Here is a 16,037-nt window from a genome sequence, read left to right as displayed (position 1 = left end):
CGGTTCGGTCTCCTCAGGTGTGCAGGCCGCACTCGGTCTTGTCCAGTCCGGCCCACCGGCCGGCACGGGGGTCCTCGCCCGGCGCGACCCGTCGGGTGCACGGCGCGCACCCGATGGAGGGGTAGCCGTCGGAGACCAGGGGGTTGACGATGACGTCGTGCTGCTCGGCGTAGGTGAGCAGCTCGTCGAACGTCCAGGTCGCCAACGGGTTGATCTTCACCAGTGCGTTCTTGTCGTCCCAGGTGACGACGGGAGTGTCCGCGCGCGTGGGGCCCTCGTCGCGCCGGACACCGGTGATCCAGGCCTCGTACCCGGCAAGGGTGCGCTGCAGCGGCTCGACCTTGCGCATGGCGCAGCACGCACCGGGGTCGCGGGCGAAGAGGTCCTTGCCGTGCTCGGCGTCCTGCTCGGCGACGCTCAGGCGGGGCAGGACGTCGACGATGGTCAGCTCCATCGAGGACTCGACGGCGTCACGGGTCCCGATCGTCTCGGCGAAGTGGTAGCCGGTCTCGAGGAAGAGCGTGTCGACCCACGGCAGGTGCTGGGCGACGACGTGGGGCAGGACGGCGTCGGCCATGGAGCAGGCGACGGCGGTGCGGTAGCCGAAGGTCTCGGCGACCCAGGGCAGCACCTCCTCGGCCGGTGCATCGGCGAACCGCCTGGCGCCCTCGGCAGCGAGTGCCTCCAGTCGCTCACGCGGACGCAGCTGGCCGGCCAGGGCCGCGCGCTCGAGGTGGTGCTCCTCGCGGGCGCGGTCGTGGGCGAGCTGGCGTTCACGACGCTCGGCCAGGGAGGGGGCGGACGACTCGGACATGGCTCCAGGGTAGTGAGCCGTCCCGAGCGTCGAGACACGTGGACGCATCGTGGACACACCGGGGGTGCTGCGACGGCTGGCCGCGGGAGGCGTCCGGCACGTAGTCTCGAGCGATGGCGCGCCTCATCGACATCCACCCGCAGAACCCCCAACCCCGAGCGGTCGAGCAGACCGTCTCCGTCCTCCGCGACGGCGGCCTGATCGCCTACCCGACCGACTCCGGCTACGCACTCGGCGCTCAGCTCGGCAACCAGGCCGCGCTCGACCGGATCCGCTCGATCCGCCAGCTCGACGACAAGCACCACTTCACGGTGGTGTGCCGCGACTTCGCGCAGCTCGGGCAGTTCGTGCACGTCGACAACGCCGTGTTCCGGGCGGTGAAGAGCGCCACCCCGGGCCCCTACACCTTCATCTTGCCGGCCACCCGCGAGGTGCCGCGCAGGATGCTGCATCCCAAGAAGAAGACCGTGGGTGCACGCATCCCCGACCATGCCGTGGTGCAGGCGCTGCTCGCCGAGCTGGGCGAGCCACTGCTCACGAGCACGCTGATCCTGCCGGGGGAGACCGAGGCGATGACGGAGTCGTGGGTCGTCAAGGACGAGCTCGACCAGCAGGTCGACGTCGTGGTCGAGTCCGGTGACGTGTCGGCCGAGCCCACCACCGTCATCGACCTCTCCGACGGCGTCGCCGACATCGTCCGTGTCGGCGCCGGTCCCACCGACCGCTTCGAGTGATCCTGCGGTGAGCGCACCGGTCACCTTCGTCCTCGTGCCCGGCGGGTTCAGCGTCTCGGCGGCGTCCGCTCACCCGACCGAGGAGGTCGCCGACGCGCTCGTCGCGAGCCGAGGATGAGAGATCGGTGAGGGGACGATGAGGCGGCTCTCATGGAGGCCGCACAGGCTGAGATCTGTGCGCGAACCTGACACCATCGGATCATGATCACGTCGCGACCACGGACCATGGTGACCGGATCGGCCCTTGCCGCGGTGCTCGTGCTGAGCGGATGCAGCGGCACCGACGACCAGAGCGGTGGAGCTGACTCCGGGGCCATCGAGATGGCAGAACCGACGGAGGAGTCGGGCTCCACCCCCTCGGGTGACCCCGGCGGCGTCCCGCAGGAGTACGAGGGGTGATCGCGGCGATCGCCACCGCCGAGGCTGATGCCGGTGGCCGGGCCTTCGAACTCGACGACGGCGACGGTGGCACCTGGGAGGTGCATGTCGCAGTCGGTGGGGACGACATCGAGGTCCTCGTCAGCGCCGACGGCTCCGAGGTTCTCGGGTCCGATCGCGAGGCCGACCTCGGGTCGACCGATGCCGCCGGACTCGAGGCGACGTCGATCAGCCTCAGCGACGCCGTTCGCCTGGCGATCGCCGAGTACGGCGGCACCGAGCCTGTCGACGACGCCGGGATCAGCGACGAGGGCGGCGGCGAGTACGCCTGGGAGGTCGCCTTCATGGACGACGTCGAGGTCTACCTGACGCTGGACGGCGAGGTCCTGCGGGTCGAGACCGACTGAGGGTCGTCACGCTCGACGGCGCGAGGAGACGGTGAGTGGCACGGTGGCGGCCAGCAGGCCCGCCAGCAGGAGCATGGCCGGCGTCGCCGCGACGGAGCCGAGCAGCACGGTGCCGAGGTACGGTGCGGCGAACCCCACGTACGTCAGGCTGTAGAACACGGCGTTCACCGTGGCGAGGTCGCGCGGGTGGGCCACCTGCTCGACGGTCGCCAGGCCGCCGACGAGGATCCACCCGTAGGCGGCGCCGAGCGCGATCACCGACACGACGGTGAGGCCGCTCCACCCGGTCACGGACGCCAGCGCGGCGACGAGGAAGCCCGCGACGCCCGCCACGGAGCCGAGCAGCACGGTGCTCGTCGGGTCCAGGCGTCGCCCGAGCGGCTGGACGGCGACCCCGGTCCACAGCGTCAGGGCGACGAGCGCGCCACCGACCGCCACCCGCGGCCCGGGGACCGGAGCGACCTCCGGGACGGTCGCGAAAGCGAGGCACGCGCACCCGAAGACCCAGGGCGCCGTGAGCAGGACCCGCCGAAGGAAGACGGGGGAGAGGAGGGCGCGTCGCACGCGGTCGGGTTCGTCGAGACCGGTGTCGTCGCGAGGGCGCGCCACCTCCGGGGCCCGCAGCACCAGGAAGGTCACGACGACCGTGAGCGCCAGGTGCGGCAGGTAGGGCAGCACGGTGGGCGCCGGCAGCCACTGCGCCATCGGTCCGGTCACGAGGGGGCCGGTGCCGAACCCCGCCGACAGCGCGATCGCGGCACGACGGGCTCCGGTGCCGGACGGGCCGGTGGTGAGCTCCTTGACCCAGGCCGTGCCGGGCGCGAAGGCCGCACCGGAGGCGATCCCGGCCAGGAGTCGGCCGACGAGCAGGATCCACAGGCTCTGCGAGCCCGCGATGAGGACCAGGGTGGCCAGGAACGACAGGACGAGCACGGGCGCCATGACGCGCCGTCTGCCGAGTCGGTCGCTGATCGGCGCCACGACGAGCAAGGTGGGGATGAGCCCGACCGCGTAGGCGCCGAACAGCAGCGTCACCTGCTCGGCGCTCGCACCGCCTCCGACGCGGTAGACCGGCAGCAGCGCCGCGAACTGGTTCGCGCCCCAGCCGACGGCGAAGAGCGCGAGGCAGGCGCGGGTCCAGACAGGCACCGGGCCACTGTAGGCCCGGGCGGGATGGGCACGACTCAGAGCCGGCGGTGGTCGACCCGGGCCATGCGTGCCCCTCGACGTTCGAGGACCACGTGCGGACTCAGCTGCAGCAGGCGGACCGCGACGAAGCGTTCGGGGCGGTACGGCTCGAGCGCCTCGCCGATCGCGGCGTGGTCGTCGACCGGCAGGCGACGTCCGAGCAGGCCGACGCCGACCAGGTGGCCGAGGTGGTAGTCGCCGAAGGGGACGGCGTCGGCGTCGCCGAGAGCGCGGCTGCCGACCTCGGCGGCCGTCCAGATCCCGACGCCGGGGATGCTGCGCAGGCCCCGGTAGAAGGCATCGAGGTCGCCGGCCGCAGCGAGTCGCTCCAGCTGTGCGGCGACGCGGACGCACCGCTGGGCCGTGCGGTAGCGCTGCGGGTCGACGCCCGCGCGGTGCCACTCCCAGGACGGCAGCGCCGCCCAGCGCTCGGCGGTGGGCAGGACCCGCATCCGGTCGGGCACCGGGCCGGGCGCCGGGTCGCCGTGCGCGAGCACGAGGCGCCGCCACGCGGCGAACGCGTCGACGCCGAGCACCTTCTGCTCCAGGACCGCCGGCACGAGGGCCTCGAGCACGCGACCGGTCGCGGGCACCGAGAGGCCGGGGTGGCGGCGCATCGCGTCGGCCACGTGGGGGTGGGCATCGACGAAGTGCGGCTCCGGTCGGTGGCTGCCGAGCAGCGGCTCGAGCGCGGCGAGACGCTCCTCGGCGCCCGGACCCCAGGCCGACGCCTCGACCAGATCGGGGGCCACCTGGTCGAGCAGGAGCGTCGCCGACCCGGAGGGCATCCGCGTGGTCATCCACCACCGCGTGCCGTCCCGCAGGACGGTGGGGTCGCCCGGACCGCGGCGAAGCGGACCGAGCGTCTGCACCACCGACAGCCGCCGGCCCGGCGAGAGCACACGGTGCGGGGAGGAGGACACCCCTCCATCATGACGCCCGCCACCCCCGCCGTGCTCGCGTCGGCGTCGTCACGCTTGCCCGCACCCGGCAGGTCGTCGAAGTCGCCCCGGCGGATCGCCCGCTGCACCTCGAGCTCGACCCACAGCCCGGACCGCTCGGCGCGCAGCCGACGGGCACGCGCGTGCGTGTCCTCGCCGTCGTCGTCCCGTCCCCTCGGGTCCAGCCTAGGTGCGCACGTCACGCGGACGTGCCGAGCAGCTGGGGCGGTCAGTGGAGGGGGATGAACTCCTGTGCGCGGATCCAGTCCAGGTGGGCGTGCACGAGCGGGATCACCGACGCTCCCTCGCCGGACGCCGAGGCGACGCGCTTCATCGAACCGGCGCGCACGTCGCCGACGGCGAACACGCCGCGGATCGTCGTCTCCAGGCTCGCCGGTGGGAGGCCGCCGGACCAGGCCTGCCGAGGGACGTCGCGTCCGGTGAGCAGGTAGCCACGCTCGTCGCGGGCGAGCTCGGGCGGCAGCCAGTGGCAGCGTGGCTCGGCCCCCAGGAGCAGGAACAATCCGTCGGCCGGCTCTCGCGACGACGCACCGGAGTCCGTCTGCGTCAGCTCCAGCCACTCCAGGGAGGTGTCGCCACCGCCGTCGGTGACCTGGGTCCGCGTGCGGACCTCGATGGTCGGCGTCGCCTCGATCTCCCGGACCAGGTAGTCCGACATGGTCGTGGCGAGGTCGTCGCGACGCACGACGATGCTCACCGACCGGGCGAAGCGCGCCAGGTGCACGGCCGCCTGGCCCGCGGAGTTGCCGCCACCGACCACCACGGCGCGGCGGCCGGCCATCTCGCGGGCGACGGTGGTGGCCGCTCCGTAGTGCACCCCCGTGCCGACGAGCTCCTCCAGTGCCGGCACGCCGAGCGTCCGGTAGGCGACGCCGGTCGCCAGCACCACGGTGCGGGCGCACAGCTGCACGTCCCCGACGTGCACGTGGTGGTGCTCGGGCTGGTCGGCCGGTCCTCGCTCGATCCGCGCGGCCGCCCGCCCGATGAACACCCGGGCGCCGAACCGCGACGCCTGCACGCGGGCGCGCTGCGCGAGCCGCATCCCCGAGACACCGCGCGGGAAGCCGAGGTAGTTGCGGATCATGGAGCTGGTCCCGGCCTGCCCGCCGACGGCGACGGACTCGATGACGACGGTGCTCAGCCCCTCGGACGCCGCGTACATGGCCGCGGCCAGACCCGCGGGTCCGGAGCCGACGACCACGACGTCGGCCACCGTGCCCTCGGGGATCGAGTCCGGGGTGCCGAACATCGCCTCGGTGATCGTGGCCGCGCTCGCACCCGACATGACGCGCCCGTCGGTCGAGCGCACCATCGGGTACCGCTCGTCGTCGCCGGCGAGCGCCCGGACCTGCTGGCCGACGGCGGAGTCGGGGGAGTGGGTCTCGCTCTGCAGCCCCATGCGTGCGCACACGTCGCGAAGCTCGGCCACCTGGCGCGTCTCGGCATCGGTGACGATGGTGACGGCCGCGACGACGGGCGCGGCGACGGAGGCGCCCCACTCCGACAGCAGCTCGGTGACCGCGACGTGGAACTCCTCGTCGCGCTCGCCGCGGGGGATGCCGAGGAAGGTGTCGAAGTCCCGTCGGGCGAGGGCCCGGCGCAGCGCCTCGATCCCGGAGCCGTCGGGCAGGTCGAGCTGGCTGGCGACGAGCGCGACGCCGGCCTCGGTCGAGGCGAGGCGCCGAAGGGTGACGTCCGCCGTCGCGACGTCCTCGACCACGTGGATCGCGTAGTCGCGGTCGTAGCGGCTGCGGAACTCCGCCTCCACCGCGACGCGCTGGTCGCCCGCGACGAGGACGATGGCCGGCTGCCCGCTCATGGACTCATCCTAGGAGGGCCCGGCGCTCCGTGGACCCGTCTCGATCCACCCTGTCAGTCGACGTCCTCGTCGACCCAGTCGAGGGTCTTGGTGACGGCCTTCTTCCAGGAGCGGTAGAACCGTTCACGCTCGTCCTCGCCCATCTGCGCGGTCCAGCGCTTGTCCTCGCCCCAGTTGGTGCGGATGTCGTCCTCGTTCTCCCAGTAGCCGACCGCGAGGCCGGCGGCGTAGGCCGCGCCGAGCGCGGTGGTCTCGGCGACCTTCGGCCGGACGACGTCGACGCCGAGGATGTCGGCCTGGAACTGCATGAGGGTCTCGTTGACGACCATGCCGCCGTCGACGCGCAGCTCGGTGAGCGGGACGCCGGAGTCGGCGTTCATGGCGTCGAGCACCTCCCGGGTCTGGAACGCGGTGGACTCCAGGACGGCCCGGGCGATGTGATGCCGGTTGACGTAGCGGGTCAGGCCGACCAGTGCGCCGCGCGCGTCGGGGCGCCAGTGCGGGGCGAACAGCCCCGAGAACGCCGGGACGAAGTACGCGCCGCCGTTGTCGTCGACCTCCTTGGCGAGGTCCTCGATCTCGGGGGCGCTGGAGATCAGGCCGAGGTTGTCACGGACCCACTGCACGAGAGATCCGGTCACGGCGATCGAGCCCTCGAGCGCGTACACCGTGGGCTCGTCGCCGATCTTGTAGCAGACGGTGGTGAGCAGCCCGTTCTGCGACGGGACCGCCTCGGTCCCGGTGTTGAGCAACATGAAGTTGCCGGTGCCGTAGGTGTTCTTCGCCTCACCCTTGGCCAGGCACGCCTGGCCGAACGTCGCCGCCTGCTGGTCACCGAGGATGCCGGCGACCGGCGTTCCGTTGAGGATCCCTGGCTTGCACTCGCCGTAGACCTCCGAGCTGGACCTGATCTGCGGCAGCATCGACAGCGGGATGCCCATGTCAGCGGCGATGCTCTCGTCCCACTGCAGCGTCTGCAGGTCCATCAGCAGGGTCCGGCTGGCGTTCGTGACGTCGGTGACGTGCACGCCGTCGTTCTCCGCCCCGCCGGTGAGGTTCCACAGGACCCACGTGTCCATGGTCCCGCAGAGCAGCTCGCCGGCCTCGGCCCGCTCCTGGGCTCCGTCGACGTTGTCCAGGATCCAGCGGATCTTCGGACCGGCGAAGTAGGTGGCCAGGGGGAGCCCGACGGTCTCCTTGTACCGGTCCAGACCCTCCTCGCCGGCCAGCGCGTCCACGATCTTCTGCGTCCTGGTGTCCTGCCAGACGATGGCGTGGTGGATCGGCCGGCCGTTCGACCTGTCCCACACCACAGCGGTCTCGCGCTGGTTGGTGATGCCGACGGCAGCGATGTTCCTGCTGTTGAAGTTGGCCTTGGCGAGAGCGCCGCCGACGACGTCACGCGTGTTCGTCCAGATCTCGAGCGCGTTGTGCTCGACCCACCCCGCACGCGGGAAGATCTGCTCGTGCTCGACCTGGTCGACCGCGACGACCGACCCGGAGTGGTCGAAGATCATCGCGCGGGTCGAGGTGGTGCCCTGGTCGATGGAAAGGACGTAGGTGTTCTCGGCCATTGCTTCGTCTCGATTCTGTGGGGGAGCGGTGGTCAGGTGTGGACGGTTCAGACGTAGTTGGCGGCGGCGGCGACCAGGCCACCGAGGATGCCACCGATCGTGGGTCCGACGACGGGGATCCACGAGTACGACCAGTTGCTGTCGCGCTTGCCCGCGATCGGCAGCACGAAGTGCGCGACGCGTGGGCCGAGGTCGCGAGCGGGATTGATGGCGTAGCCGGTCGGCCCGCCGAGGCTCGCGCCGATGCTGACGACCAGCAGGGCGACGGCGAGCGGGCCGAGCCCGCTCGGGGTGCGCCCGAACGCGATGATGACGAACACGAGCACGAAGGTCGCGACGACCTCCGTCAGCAGGTTGGATGACGTGCGGGCGATCTGTGGGCCGGTGGCGAAGACGGCGAGCTTGTCCTCGGCGTCGCTGTCGGGATGGTCGAGCTGGTCACGGTAGACCAGCCAGGCCAGGCAGGCCCCGACGAACGCCCCGAGGAGCTGGGCACTCACGTACACCGGGACCTTGAGCGCGGTGTCGCCACCGAGGTCGTCGCCGGACGCCACGAGACCCACCGTGACCGCCGGGTTGATGTGCGCGCCGGAGCGGTAGGCGACGTAGACGCCGGCGAAGACCGCCAGGCCCCATCCGAGGTTGATCATCAGCGGACCACCGCCCCCGCCGCTGGTCCTGGCGAGCAGGACGTTCGCCACCACCCCGCCGCCGAGCAGGAGGAGCACGGCCGTGCCCATCAGCTCGGGTAGGAAGATCTCGGTGAACACGGGCCCCCGGAAGCCGACCTGGGACTCGTCACCCGCGACGCGGATGTCCCCCGAGAACAGACGTCGGACCTCTTCGCGGAGTCTAACGTGACCCCGGTCACACGTCGCGGCCGGGTCCTCGATCAGGACGTCCTGCGGGGGTCCTCCATGCGCAGACCGTCGGAAGGGGGCGTGCTCTCTTCCCGTCGAGATCCTCAAGTTGACATAATGTGCATTATCGGATCAATGCTCTCGGACGTGGAGAGGGGCTGCTGAGGCCTCATCTGCCGCCGACGCTCACAGTCCGCGCTGCTGGCTCCAGTGGCGCAGCAGCTCCTCGAGGGCGACGCGACGGTCGGCGTCGAGGGCTCGCAGGAGTCGGTGCTCGTTCTCGACGTGTGCGGCGAAGGCGGCGTCGATCCGCTCGCGTCCTGCGTCCGTGAGCGTGATGACACGTCGTCGGCCGTCGTCGCTGCCGCGGCGGCGCTCGACCAGCCCGTCGGCCTCGAGACGATCGATGCGCTTGCTCGCGGCACCGCTCGTGACCATCGTGCACCGAGCGATCTCCCCGGGCGCCAGCTCGAACGGCTCACCCTGACGGCGCAGTGTCGCCAGGACGTCGAACTCACCCTCGCCGAGCCCGAAGTCGGCGTACGTCGCCACGAGCCGCTCGCGCAGGTCGTCGGCGAGGCGGTGCAGGCGAGCGATGGTGCCGAGCGGCGAGACGTCGAGGTCAGGCCGCTCTCGTCGCCACTGCTCCTGGATGCCCGCCACGTGGTCGACCATGGGACCCACCATACATTTTCCGTGGAAGGTAATGTATCTTCCATGGAAGTCACGTGGTGGCTGGTCGCCGCCGTCGCACTGGTCGCCCGGGGTGCGAACTACCTCGTCATCGCCCACCTGGTGCCGTCCGGTTCGCCCCAGTGGGGTGCTGCGCTCCGGACGACACCGGCGGCCGTCCTCCTCCTGCTGTGGTGCCGCTCGCTCCCCCGCGGCCGCTGGTGGTGGCGCTCGGCCGTGCTCGGTGGCCTCAACGTGGGCGCGTTCTTCCTGTGCATCCAGCTCGCCGGCGAGCACCTCCCCTCGTCTCTCGCGGCCTCCGTCATGGCGCTCGGTCCGCTCGTGCTCGGGGTGTTCGCCTGGTGGCTGCTGGCGCAACGTCCCACGCGAACCTGGTTCCTCGCCGTGCTCCTCGGCGTCGGCGGTGTCGTCACGATGCTGGGTCCTGACGTGTCGGACCTCTCCGCCCTCGGTCCTGCGGCCTCGGCGTCGGCCCTGGTGATGTTCGGCCTGGGAGGGGTGTTGTCACGACGCTGGGTGGACGAGCAGCCCCTTCTCGACGTGACGGCGTGGCAGCTGGCGATCGGGAGCCTGGTCCTCCTGCCCGTCGCTGCAGCGCTCGAGGGCGCTCCACCACGACTCGACGCTTCCGGTGTGCTCGGCGTCGGGTTGTCCTCCGTCGTTGCCACCGCGCTGGCCTACCTCTGCTGGTTCGGCGGGCTGCGCAGGCTCCCGGCCGGTGGTGTCGGCGTGGTCGGCCTGCTGAACCCCGGCACCGGGGTCGTCCTGGGCGTCGTGCTGGCCGGAGAGCGTCTCGGGCCGGTCCAGGTGATCGGGGCAGGCGTCGTCCTCGCTGCCGTCGCACTCCCAGCCAGGGGCGAGCGCGTACGCTCCGACGATGCGCACGATCGGACTGCTCGGCGGGATGAGCTGGGAGAGCTCGGCCCTGTACTACCGGCTGGTCAACGAAGGGGTGCGCGAGCGGCTCGGCGGCCTGCACTCGGCGCGGTGCGTCCTCGCGTCCCTCGACTTCGCGGTCATCGAAGGCCTGCAGGCCAGTGGCGACTGGGACCGGGCAGGCGAGCTCCTGGCCACGGAGGCGCGTGGTCTGGCGTCAGCGGGCGCGGACTGCATCGTGCTGTGCACCAACACGATGCACAAGGTCGCGCGGCACATCGAGGACGCCGTCGACATCCCGCTCCTGCACCTCGTGGACGTGACCGGCGACGCCGTCCGTGCAGCCGGTCTCGACCACGTCGCGCTGCTCGGCACGCGGTTCACGATGGAGGAGCCGTTCTACCGCGAGCGCATGGAGCTGCGGGGCGTCACGACCGTGGTGCCCGACGAGGCCGGCCGCGATCTCGTGCACCGGGTCATCTACGACGAGCTGATCCTCGGCAGGGTCCTCGAGGACTCGCGACGAGCGTTCCGGACCGTCATCGAGCGGCTCGCGTCCCGAGGCGCGCAAGGCGTCGTGCTCGGCTGCACCGAGATCGAGATGCTCGTGAGTCCGGAGGACTCCCCCCTGCCGGTCTTCGCCTCCACCCGCCTGCACGCGGCGTCGGCGGTCGCGTACTCCCTGGACGGCTAGCGCCGCGACTCGACGTCGTGCACGAACCGAGCGACGTCGTCGGTCCACCCGCGGACGTCATGGGGCTCGCTGGCGATGCGGGTCCGGACGTCGGGCAGGAGACGGGCGAGCGCGTCAGCGGTGTCCAGCGGATGGGCCGGGTCGTCGACCCAGGCGAGGACCAGGCAGGGCATGGAGAGCGCGGCGAGCCGTTCCGGGTCGGGCAGGTCGGAGGCGGCGGCGCCGCGCAGCACCGACGGCAGGATCGAGGCGAGGACGTCGGGCTCGGTCTCGGGGCGCCCTCGCACGGCGGGAGGTTCGGGGACGTCGCGTCCGGCATCCACCCACGCCTGGACCCCCTCGGTCTCGACCAGGACAGCGGCTGCCTCGTACTCCCCCGCCTTGGTGGCACGGGTGGTCCACGCCGTCGGCGGGAGCATCAGCGTGAGCGAGGCGAACCGCGAGGGCTGCCGGACGGCGGCGTGCAGCGCGGTCGCCGCACCCATCGACGAGCCGACGGCGTGGACCGGCTCGGACGGCGCGACGTCGTCGAGCAGGGACAGCAGGTCCTCGGCCAGCGCAGGCCACCGGTACGCGGCGGGGTCGTCGACGCCGGGGCTCCGGCCGTGACCGCGGGCGTCGTAGGCGACCCGACGCACGCCGGCCAGGCCCTCGGTGACGTCCAGGCGCATCAGGCGCTCCCGGCGCCGGCTCGACGTCAGCCCGTGCAGGGCCACCACCACGGGGCCCGAGTGACCGGTCCGCTCGTGGGCGAGGTCGGTGCCGACGCTCGTCCGCTCGCTCATCACGCCTCCTGTCGCCGCCCTGCTGGGTCTCCAGCCTAGGAGCCGACACGGGCCCGCGGGACCGTCGAGACGGCGATGCGGTGCACGTCACGCCTAGGGTGATCGGCATGCGGCTCACCCACGTGGCTCACCTGCGACTGCCGTTCGGCCGGGTGCTCGGCTACGAGCTCCAGGTCTCCTCGACCGCCGATGAGCTGCCCGTCTCCTTCGACCAGCGCCGTCACGTGGCTGCCGGCGAGCGTCCGGGCTCCTGGATGGCCATCACGCTGCGGTGGGACGTCGACGACCTCGACGCCCTCGCTACCGCGTGGCGTCGCGTCGTCGAGCGCCACGGGACGCTATGCAGCGTCTTCGAGCCCGCCGAGCAGCCGGGAACGGACCCTCGTCTGCGAGCCGTGACGCTCGGGCTCGGGCGATGGGTCGAGCACGAGACGGCGCCCGGGGCCCGGCTCAGCGACGCCGTGCGCTCCATCCTCGACACCCACTGCACCCCGTACTCGCGTCCCGCGCACCGGTTGTGCGTGGTCCAGGGGGCCGACGAGGCGACCGTCGTGATCGCCGCCGACCACTCCCACGTCGACATGTGGTCGCTCCTGGTCGTCGCCCGTGACCTCCGAGCAGCACTGGACGGGCGGCTCGACGAGCGTCCGGTGCCGGCCTTCGCCGACCACACGGTCGCGCTGCGGGAGCGACCCAGGGCACCCGAGGACGTCCGTGCACGCTGGCGGGAGGTCCTGCGCGACGCCGGTGACGTGATGCCGCGGTTCCCACTGCCGCTCGGCGACCTCGAGGACCCCGTGCCCGAACGGGTCGAGCTGCGTGACGTGCTCGACGTCGACGCGAGCGCCGCCCTCTCGCGTCGGGCCCGCGAGCTCGGCGTCTCCACCCTCGCGCTCACCACCTCGGTGATGACGGCCGCGACGGCCGACCTCGCCGGGACCGGGCTGCGGGCCGTCTTCCCGGTGCACAGCCGCTACGACGAGCGGTGGCACGACAGCGTCGGCTGGTTCATCACCAACAGCGTCGTCGACAGCGCCGACGCCTCCCCTGCGGCGTGCGCCGCCGCGATCAAGGAGGCCGTCCGGCTCGGTTCCTACCCGTTGGAGGACGTCCTCGCCCCCTGGGGCGGCATGCCGCAGGCGCCGGGGATGTTCGCGATCTCCTGGCTCGACCTGCGACGCCTGCCCGTCCGGATTGACCACCTCGGCATGCAGGCACAGTACGTCAGCGCCGCGGGTCGGACCGACGGCGTCATGGTGTGGTTCGTCCTCGACGAGGACGGCATGCGCCTGCGCTGCCGCTATCCCGACACCACCACGGCGAGAGCGTCGGTCCGTTCCTGGCTCGACGCCGTCGTGCACGGCCTGCGTCGACAGGCCCGCCGTGCCGGCGCCGAGATCACCGTCGCCGGGGTGGAGATGCTCGTGGACAGGGCGGAGCGGACCGACGTCGCCACGATCGCCCGTCTGCTCGCCGACGACCCGATCGGTGCCACGCGCGAGAGCCTCGACCTGCGTGACTACGAGGAGGCCTTCGACGCGATCAGTCGCGACTCCTCGCAGTTCCTCGCCGTCGTGCGCGATGGCGAGGAGGTCGTGGCGACCGCTCAGCTCAGCATCGTCCCTGGGCTCTCGCGCGGCGGCGCGACCCGGCTGCAGATCGAGGGTGTCCGCGTCGACCGCCACCGGCGGGGACGGGGCCTCGGGTCGGCGCTGCTCGAGTGGGCCCACGAGCACGGACGGGCCCGCGGGGCCCGGCTCGCGCAGCTCACGACCGACGTCGAGCGTCCCGAGGCGCGCCGCTTCTACGCCCGCCACGGGTACGAGGCGACGCACGTCGGGCTGAAGCGGACGCTCTGACCCGTCCCGCTGGTCACCGGCCGACGTACCGCGCGAGGTGCTGGCCGGTCAGCGTCGACGCCGACGCGACCAGGTCGGCCGGTGTGCCCTCGAAGACCACCCGGCCGCCCTCGTGCCCAGCTCCCGGGCCGAGGTCGATGATCCAGTCCGCGTGCGCCATGACGGCCTGGTGGTGCTCGATGACGAGGACCGTCACGCCGGAGTCGACGAGCCGGTCGAGCAGGGCGAGCAGGTTCTCGACGTCGGCGAGGTGCAAGCCGGTGGTGGGCTCGTCGAGGACGTAGACCTCGGCGTTCTCGCCCATCTGCGCGGCGAGCTTGAGCCGTTGGCGCTCCCCACCCGACAGCGACGTCAGCGGCTGACCGAGCGTGATGTAGCCCAGTCCCACGTCGACGAGCCGGTCCAGCACGCGCTGCGCCGCCGGGACGCGCGCCTCGTCGTCGGCGAAGAACGCGGCCGCCTCGGCGACGGACATCTCGAACACCTCGCTGATGTCCTTCCCGCCGAGCGTGTACTCCAGCACCGAGGCCTGGAACCGCCGTCCCTCGCACTCCTCGCAGGGGCTGGAGACGGTGTCCATGAAGCCGAGCTCGGTGAAGACGACGCCGTTGCCGCTGCACGTCGGGCAGGCGCCCTCGGAGTTCGCCGAGAACAGCCCGGGCTTGACGCCGTTGGCCTTGGCGAAAGCCTTGCGGACGGGTTCGAGGACGCCGGAGTAGGTGGCGGGATTGCTGCGGCGCGACCCCTTGATGGGCCCCTGGTCGATGGCGACGGTGTCGTCACGGCCGGCGACGGAGCCGTGGATCAGCGAGCTCTTGCCGGACCCGGCGACCCCGGTGACGACCGTCAGCACGCCCCGCGGGACGTCGACGTCGACGTCGTGCAGGTTGTGGGTGGTCGCTCCCCTGATCTCGATCACCCCGGTCGGCTCGCGGACCTCGTCCTTCAGCCGCGCCCGGTAGTGCAGGTGCCGACCGGTCAGCGTCTCGGCCGAGTGCAGCGCCTCGACGTCACCCTCGAACACCACCTCTCCCCCGGCCCCGCCGGCTCCTGGACCGAGGTCGACGACGTGGTCGGCGATCGCGATCGTCTCCGGCTTGTGCTCGACGACGAGCACGGTGTTGCCCTTGTCGCGCAGCCGCAGCAGCAGGGCGTTCATCCGCTCGATGTCGTGCGGGTGCAGGCCGATGGTCGGCTCGTCGAAGACGTAGGTGACGTCGGTGAGGGCCGAGCCGAGGTGGCGCAGCATCTTGATGCGCTGCGACTCCCCGCCCGAGAGCGTCCCCGACGCTCGGTCCAGGCTGAGGTAGCCCAGACCGAGCGAGACGAACGAGTCGAGCGTGTGCTGCAGCGTCTCGCGCAGCGGACCCACGCCCCTCAGGTCCAGGCCGCGTACCCAGTCGGCGAGGTCGGTGATCTGCAGGGCTGCGACCTCGGCGATGTTCCTGCCGTCGATCCGGCACGACAGTGCCGCCCGGGTCAGTCGCGTCCCGCCGCACTCGGGGCACGGGGTGAACGTGACGGCCCGCTCCACGAAGCGGCGCACGTGCGGCTGCATCGCCTCGAGGTCCTTGCTGAGCATCGACTTCTGGACCTTCGTCAGCACGCCCTCGTACGTCAGGTTGGTGCCGTCGACGTCGATCTTGCGCGGCTCGCCGCGCAGCAGCAGCTCTCTCTGCTCGTCGGTGAACTGCCCGACGGGCGTGGTCATCGGCAGTCCGGCACCGCTGAAGATGCGGCCGTACCAGCCGTCCATGCTGTAGCCGGGGACCAGCAGGGCGCCGTCGGCCAGGGACTTGTCGGCGTCGTAGATCGCCGTGAGGTCGAAGTCCTTGACCGTGCCTGTGCCCTCGCACCGAGGGCACATGCCGCCGAGGTAGACCTCCCCCTTGGCGACGCGCTTCTCGACGCGGCCGCCCTTCTCGGTCGTCATGACCCCACTGGCGCGGCGGGTGGGGACGTTGAAGGAGAACGCGGTCTGCGGGCCGACGTACGGCTCCCCGAGCCGGCTGAACAGGATCCGCAGCATCGCATAGGCGTCGGTGACGGTGCCGACGGTCGATCGTGGGTTGGCGCCGAGGCGTTCCTGGTCGACGACGATCGCCGTCGTCAGCCCCTCGAGCACGTCGACGTCGGGACGCGACGGAGAACCCATGAAGCCCTGCAGGAAGGCGCTGTAGGTCTCGTTGATGAGCCGCTGCGACTCCGCGGCGATCGTGCCGAACACGAGCGAGCTCTTGCCCGATCCCGAGACCCCCGTGAAGACGGTCAGCCGGCGCTTCGGCAGGTCGACGTCGACGTCGCGCAGGTTGTGCTCGCGCGCTCCGCGCACGCGGATCAGGTCGTGGTCGTCGGCATCGTGCGTCATGGGACGTGCCTCTCGCTCGCGACGGC

At 71.9% G+C, this 16,037-nt stretch carries 14 protein-coding genes and 1 pseudogene; 6 read left to right on the top strand and 9 right to left on the bottom strand.

The annotated features are described in order from the left end of the window. Positions 1-13: 13 nt before the first annotated feature. On the bottom strand, positions 14-814 hold the full coding sequence (locus tag ABD213_RS01050; RefSeq protein ID WP_344323255.1) for a phosphoadenylyl-sulfate reductase: 801 nt from the start codon (positions 812-814) through the stop codon (positions 14-16). Between the two features lie 113 nt (positions 815-927). Between ABD213_RS01050 and ABD213_RS01045 the strand changes: the two genes are divergently transcribed. The 3 genes from ABD213_RS01045 to ABD213_RS01035 all read left to right on the top strand — a co-directional run bounded on the left by ABD213_RS01045 (position 928) and on the right by ABD213_RS01035 (position 2,333). Then, the gene (locus ABD213_RS01045; protein WP_344323253.1) at positions 928-1,548 is read left to right on the top strand and encodes an L-threonylcarbamoyladenylate synthase; all 621 of its coding nucleotides are present in this window, start codon (positions 928-930) and stop codon (positions 1,546-1,548) included. A 201-nt stretch (positions 1,549-1,749) separates the two neighbouring features. Next, positions 1,750-1,947, top strand: coding sequence for a hypothetical protein (locus tag ABD213_RS01040; protein ID WP_344323251.1), 198 nt, complete (start codon positions 1,750-1,752; stop codon positions 1,945-1,947). Beyond that, complete coding sequence (locus tag ABD213_RS01035) at positions 1,944-2,333, top strand: PepSY domain-containing protein (protein ID WP_344323249.1); 390 nt, start codon at positions 1,944-1,946, stop codon at positions 2,331-2,333. Before ABD213_RS01040 ends, ABD213_RS01035 begins: the two co-directional genes overlap by 4 nt. A 6-nt stretch (positions 2,334-2,339) precedes the next feature. On the opposite strand, the gene ABD213_RS01030 is transcribed toward ABD213_RS01035, so the two are convergent. The 6 genes from ABD213_RS01030 to ABD213_RS01005 form a co-directional block, all read right to left on the bottom strand. Beyond that, complete coding sequence (locus ABD213_RS01030) at positions 2,340-3,482, bottom strand: MFS transporter (protein WP_344323246.1); 1,143 nt, start codon at positions 3,480-3,482, stop codon at positions 2,340-2,342. 35 nt (positions 3,483-3,517) lie between these two features. Beyond that, positions 3,518-4,444, bottom strand: a complete 927-nt coding sequence (locus ABD213_RS01025; protein WP_344323241.1) for a DNA-3-methyladenine glycosylase family protein — start codon at positions 4,442-4,444, stop codon at positions 3,518-3,520. A 247-nt stretch (positions 4,445-4,691) separates the two neighbouring features. Then, positions 4,692-6,302, bottom strand: a complete 1,611-nt coding sequence (locus ABD213_RS01020) for an NAD(P)/FAD-dependent oxidoreductase (RefSeq protein WP_344323238.1) — start codon at positions 6,300-6,302, stop codon at positions 4,692-4,694. Positions 6,303-6,355: 53 nt separating this feature from the next. Further along, complete coding sequence (glpK, locus tag ABD213_RS01015) at positions 6,356-7,876, bottom strand: glycerol kinase GlpK (protein ID WP_344323235.1); 1,521 nt, start codon at positions 7,874-7,876, stop codon at positions 6,356-6,358. Positions 7,877-7,923: 47 nt separating this feature from the next. Next, entirely contained in the window at positions 7,924-8,646 is a 723-nt protein-coding gene (locus tag ABD213_RS01010) for an MIP/aquaporin family protein (RefSeq protein ID WP_344323233.1), read from the bottom strand. A gap of 276 nt (positions 8,647-8,922) precedes the next feature. Then, entirely contained in the window at positions 8,923-9,411 is a 489-nt protein-coding gene (locus tag ABD213_RS01005) for a MarR family winged helix-turn-helix transcriptional regulator (RefSeq protein ID WP_344323230.1), read from the bottom strand. A gap of 42 nt (positions 9,412-9,453) precedes the next feature. Between ABD213_RS01005 and ABD213_RS15060 the strand changes: the two are divergent. Both ABD213_RS15060 and ABD213_RS00995 read left to right on the top strand, forming a co-directional pair. Beyond that, positions 9,454-10,215, top strand: a pseudogene (locus tag ABD213_RS15060) (EamA family transporter); the annotation flags it as partial. Positions 10,216-10,306: 91 nt separating this feature from the next. Beyond that, on the top strand, positions 10,307-10,999 hold the full coding sequence (locus tag ABD213_RS00995; RefSeq protein ID WP_344323226.1) for an aspartate/glutamate racemase family protein: 693 nt from the start codon (positions 10,307-10,309) through the stop codon (positions 10,997-10,999). Here ABD213_RS00995 and ABD213_RS00990 read toward each other — a convergent pair. Further along, positions 10,996-11,784, bottom strand: a complete 789-nt coding sequence (locus ABD213_RS00990) for an alpha/beta fold hydrolase (RefSeq protein ID WP_344323224.1) — start codon at positions 11,782-11,784, stop codon at positions 10,996-10,998. The genes ABD213_RS00995 and ABD213_RS00990 overlap by 4 nt on opposite strands. 107 nt (positions 11,785-11,891) lie before the next feature. Here ABD213_RS00990 and ABD213_RS00985 point away from each other — a divergent pair, with 107 nt between their 5' ends. Next, positions 11,892-13,643: a GNAT family N-acetyltransferase gene (locus tag ABD213_RS00985; RefSeq protein ID WP_344323222.1), complete on the top strand. Its 1,752-nt coding sequence runs from the start codon at positions 11,892-11,894 to the stop codon at positions 13,641-13,643. 13 nt (positions 13,644-13,656) lie between these two features. Here ABD213_RS00985 and ABD213_RS00980 read toward each other — a convergent pair whose 3' ends face one another. Continuing rightward, a complete protein-coding gene (locus ABD213_RS00980) occupies positions 13,657-16,011 on the bottom strand; it encodes an ATP-binding cassette domain-containing protein (RefSeq protein ID WP_344323220.1) in 2,355 nt (784 codons plus the stop codon). Positions 16,012-16,037 lie beyond the last annotated feature (26 nt).

The organism is Aeromicrobium halocynthiae (genome assembly GCF_039531385.1).
GTDB lineage: Bacteria > Actinomycetota > Actinomycetes > Propionibacteriales > Nocardioidaceae > Aeromicrobium > Aeromicrobium halocynthiae.
Note: the sequence above shows the minus strand (reverse complement) of the source record. Positions and strands in the feature narration are given on the sequence as shown.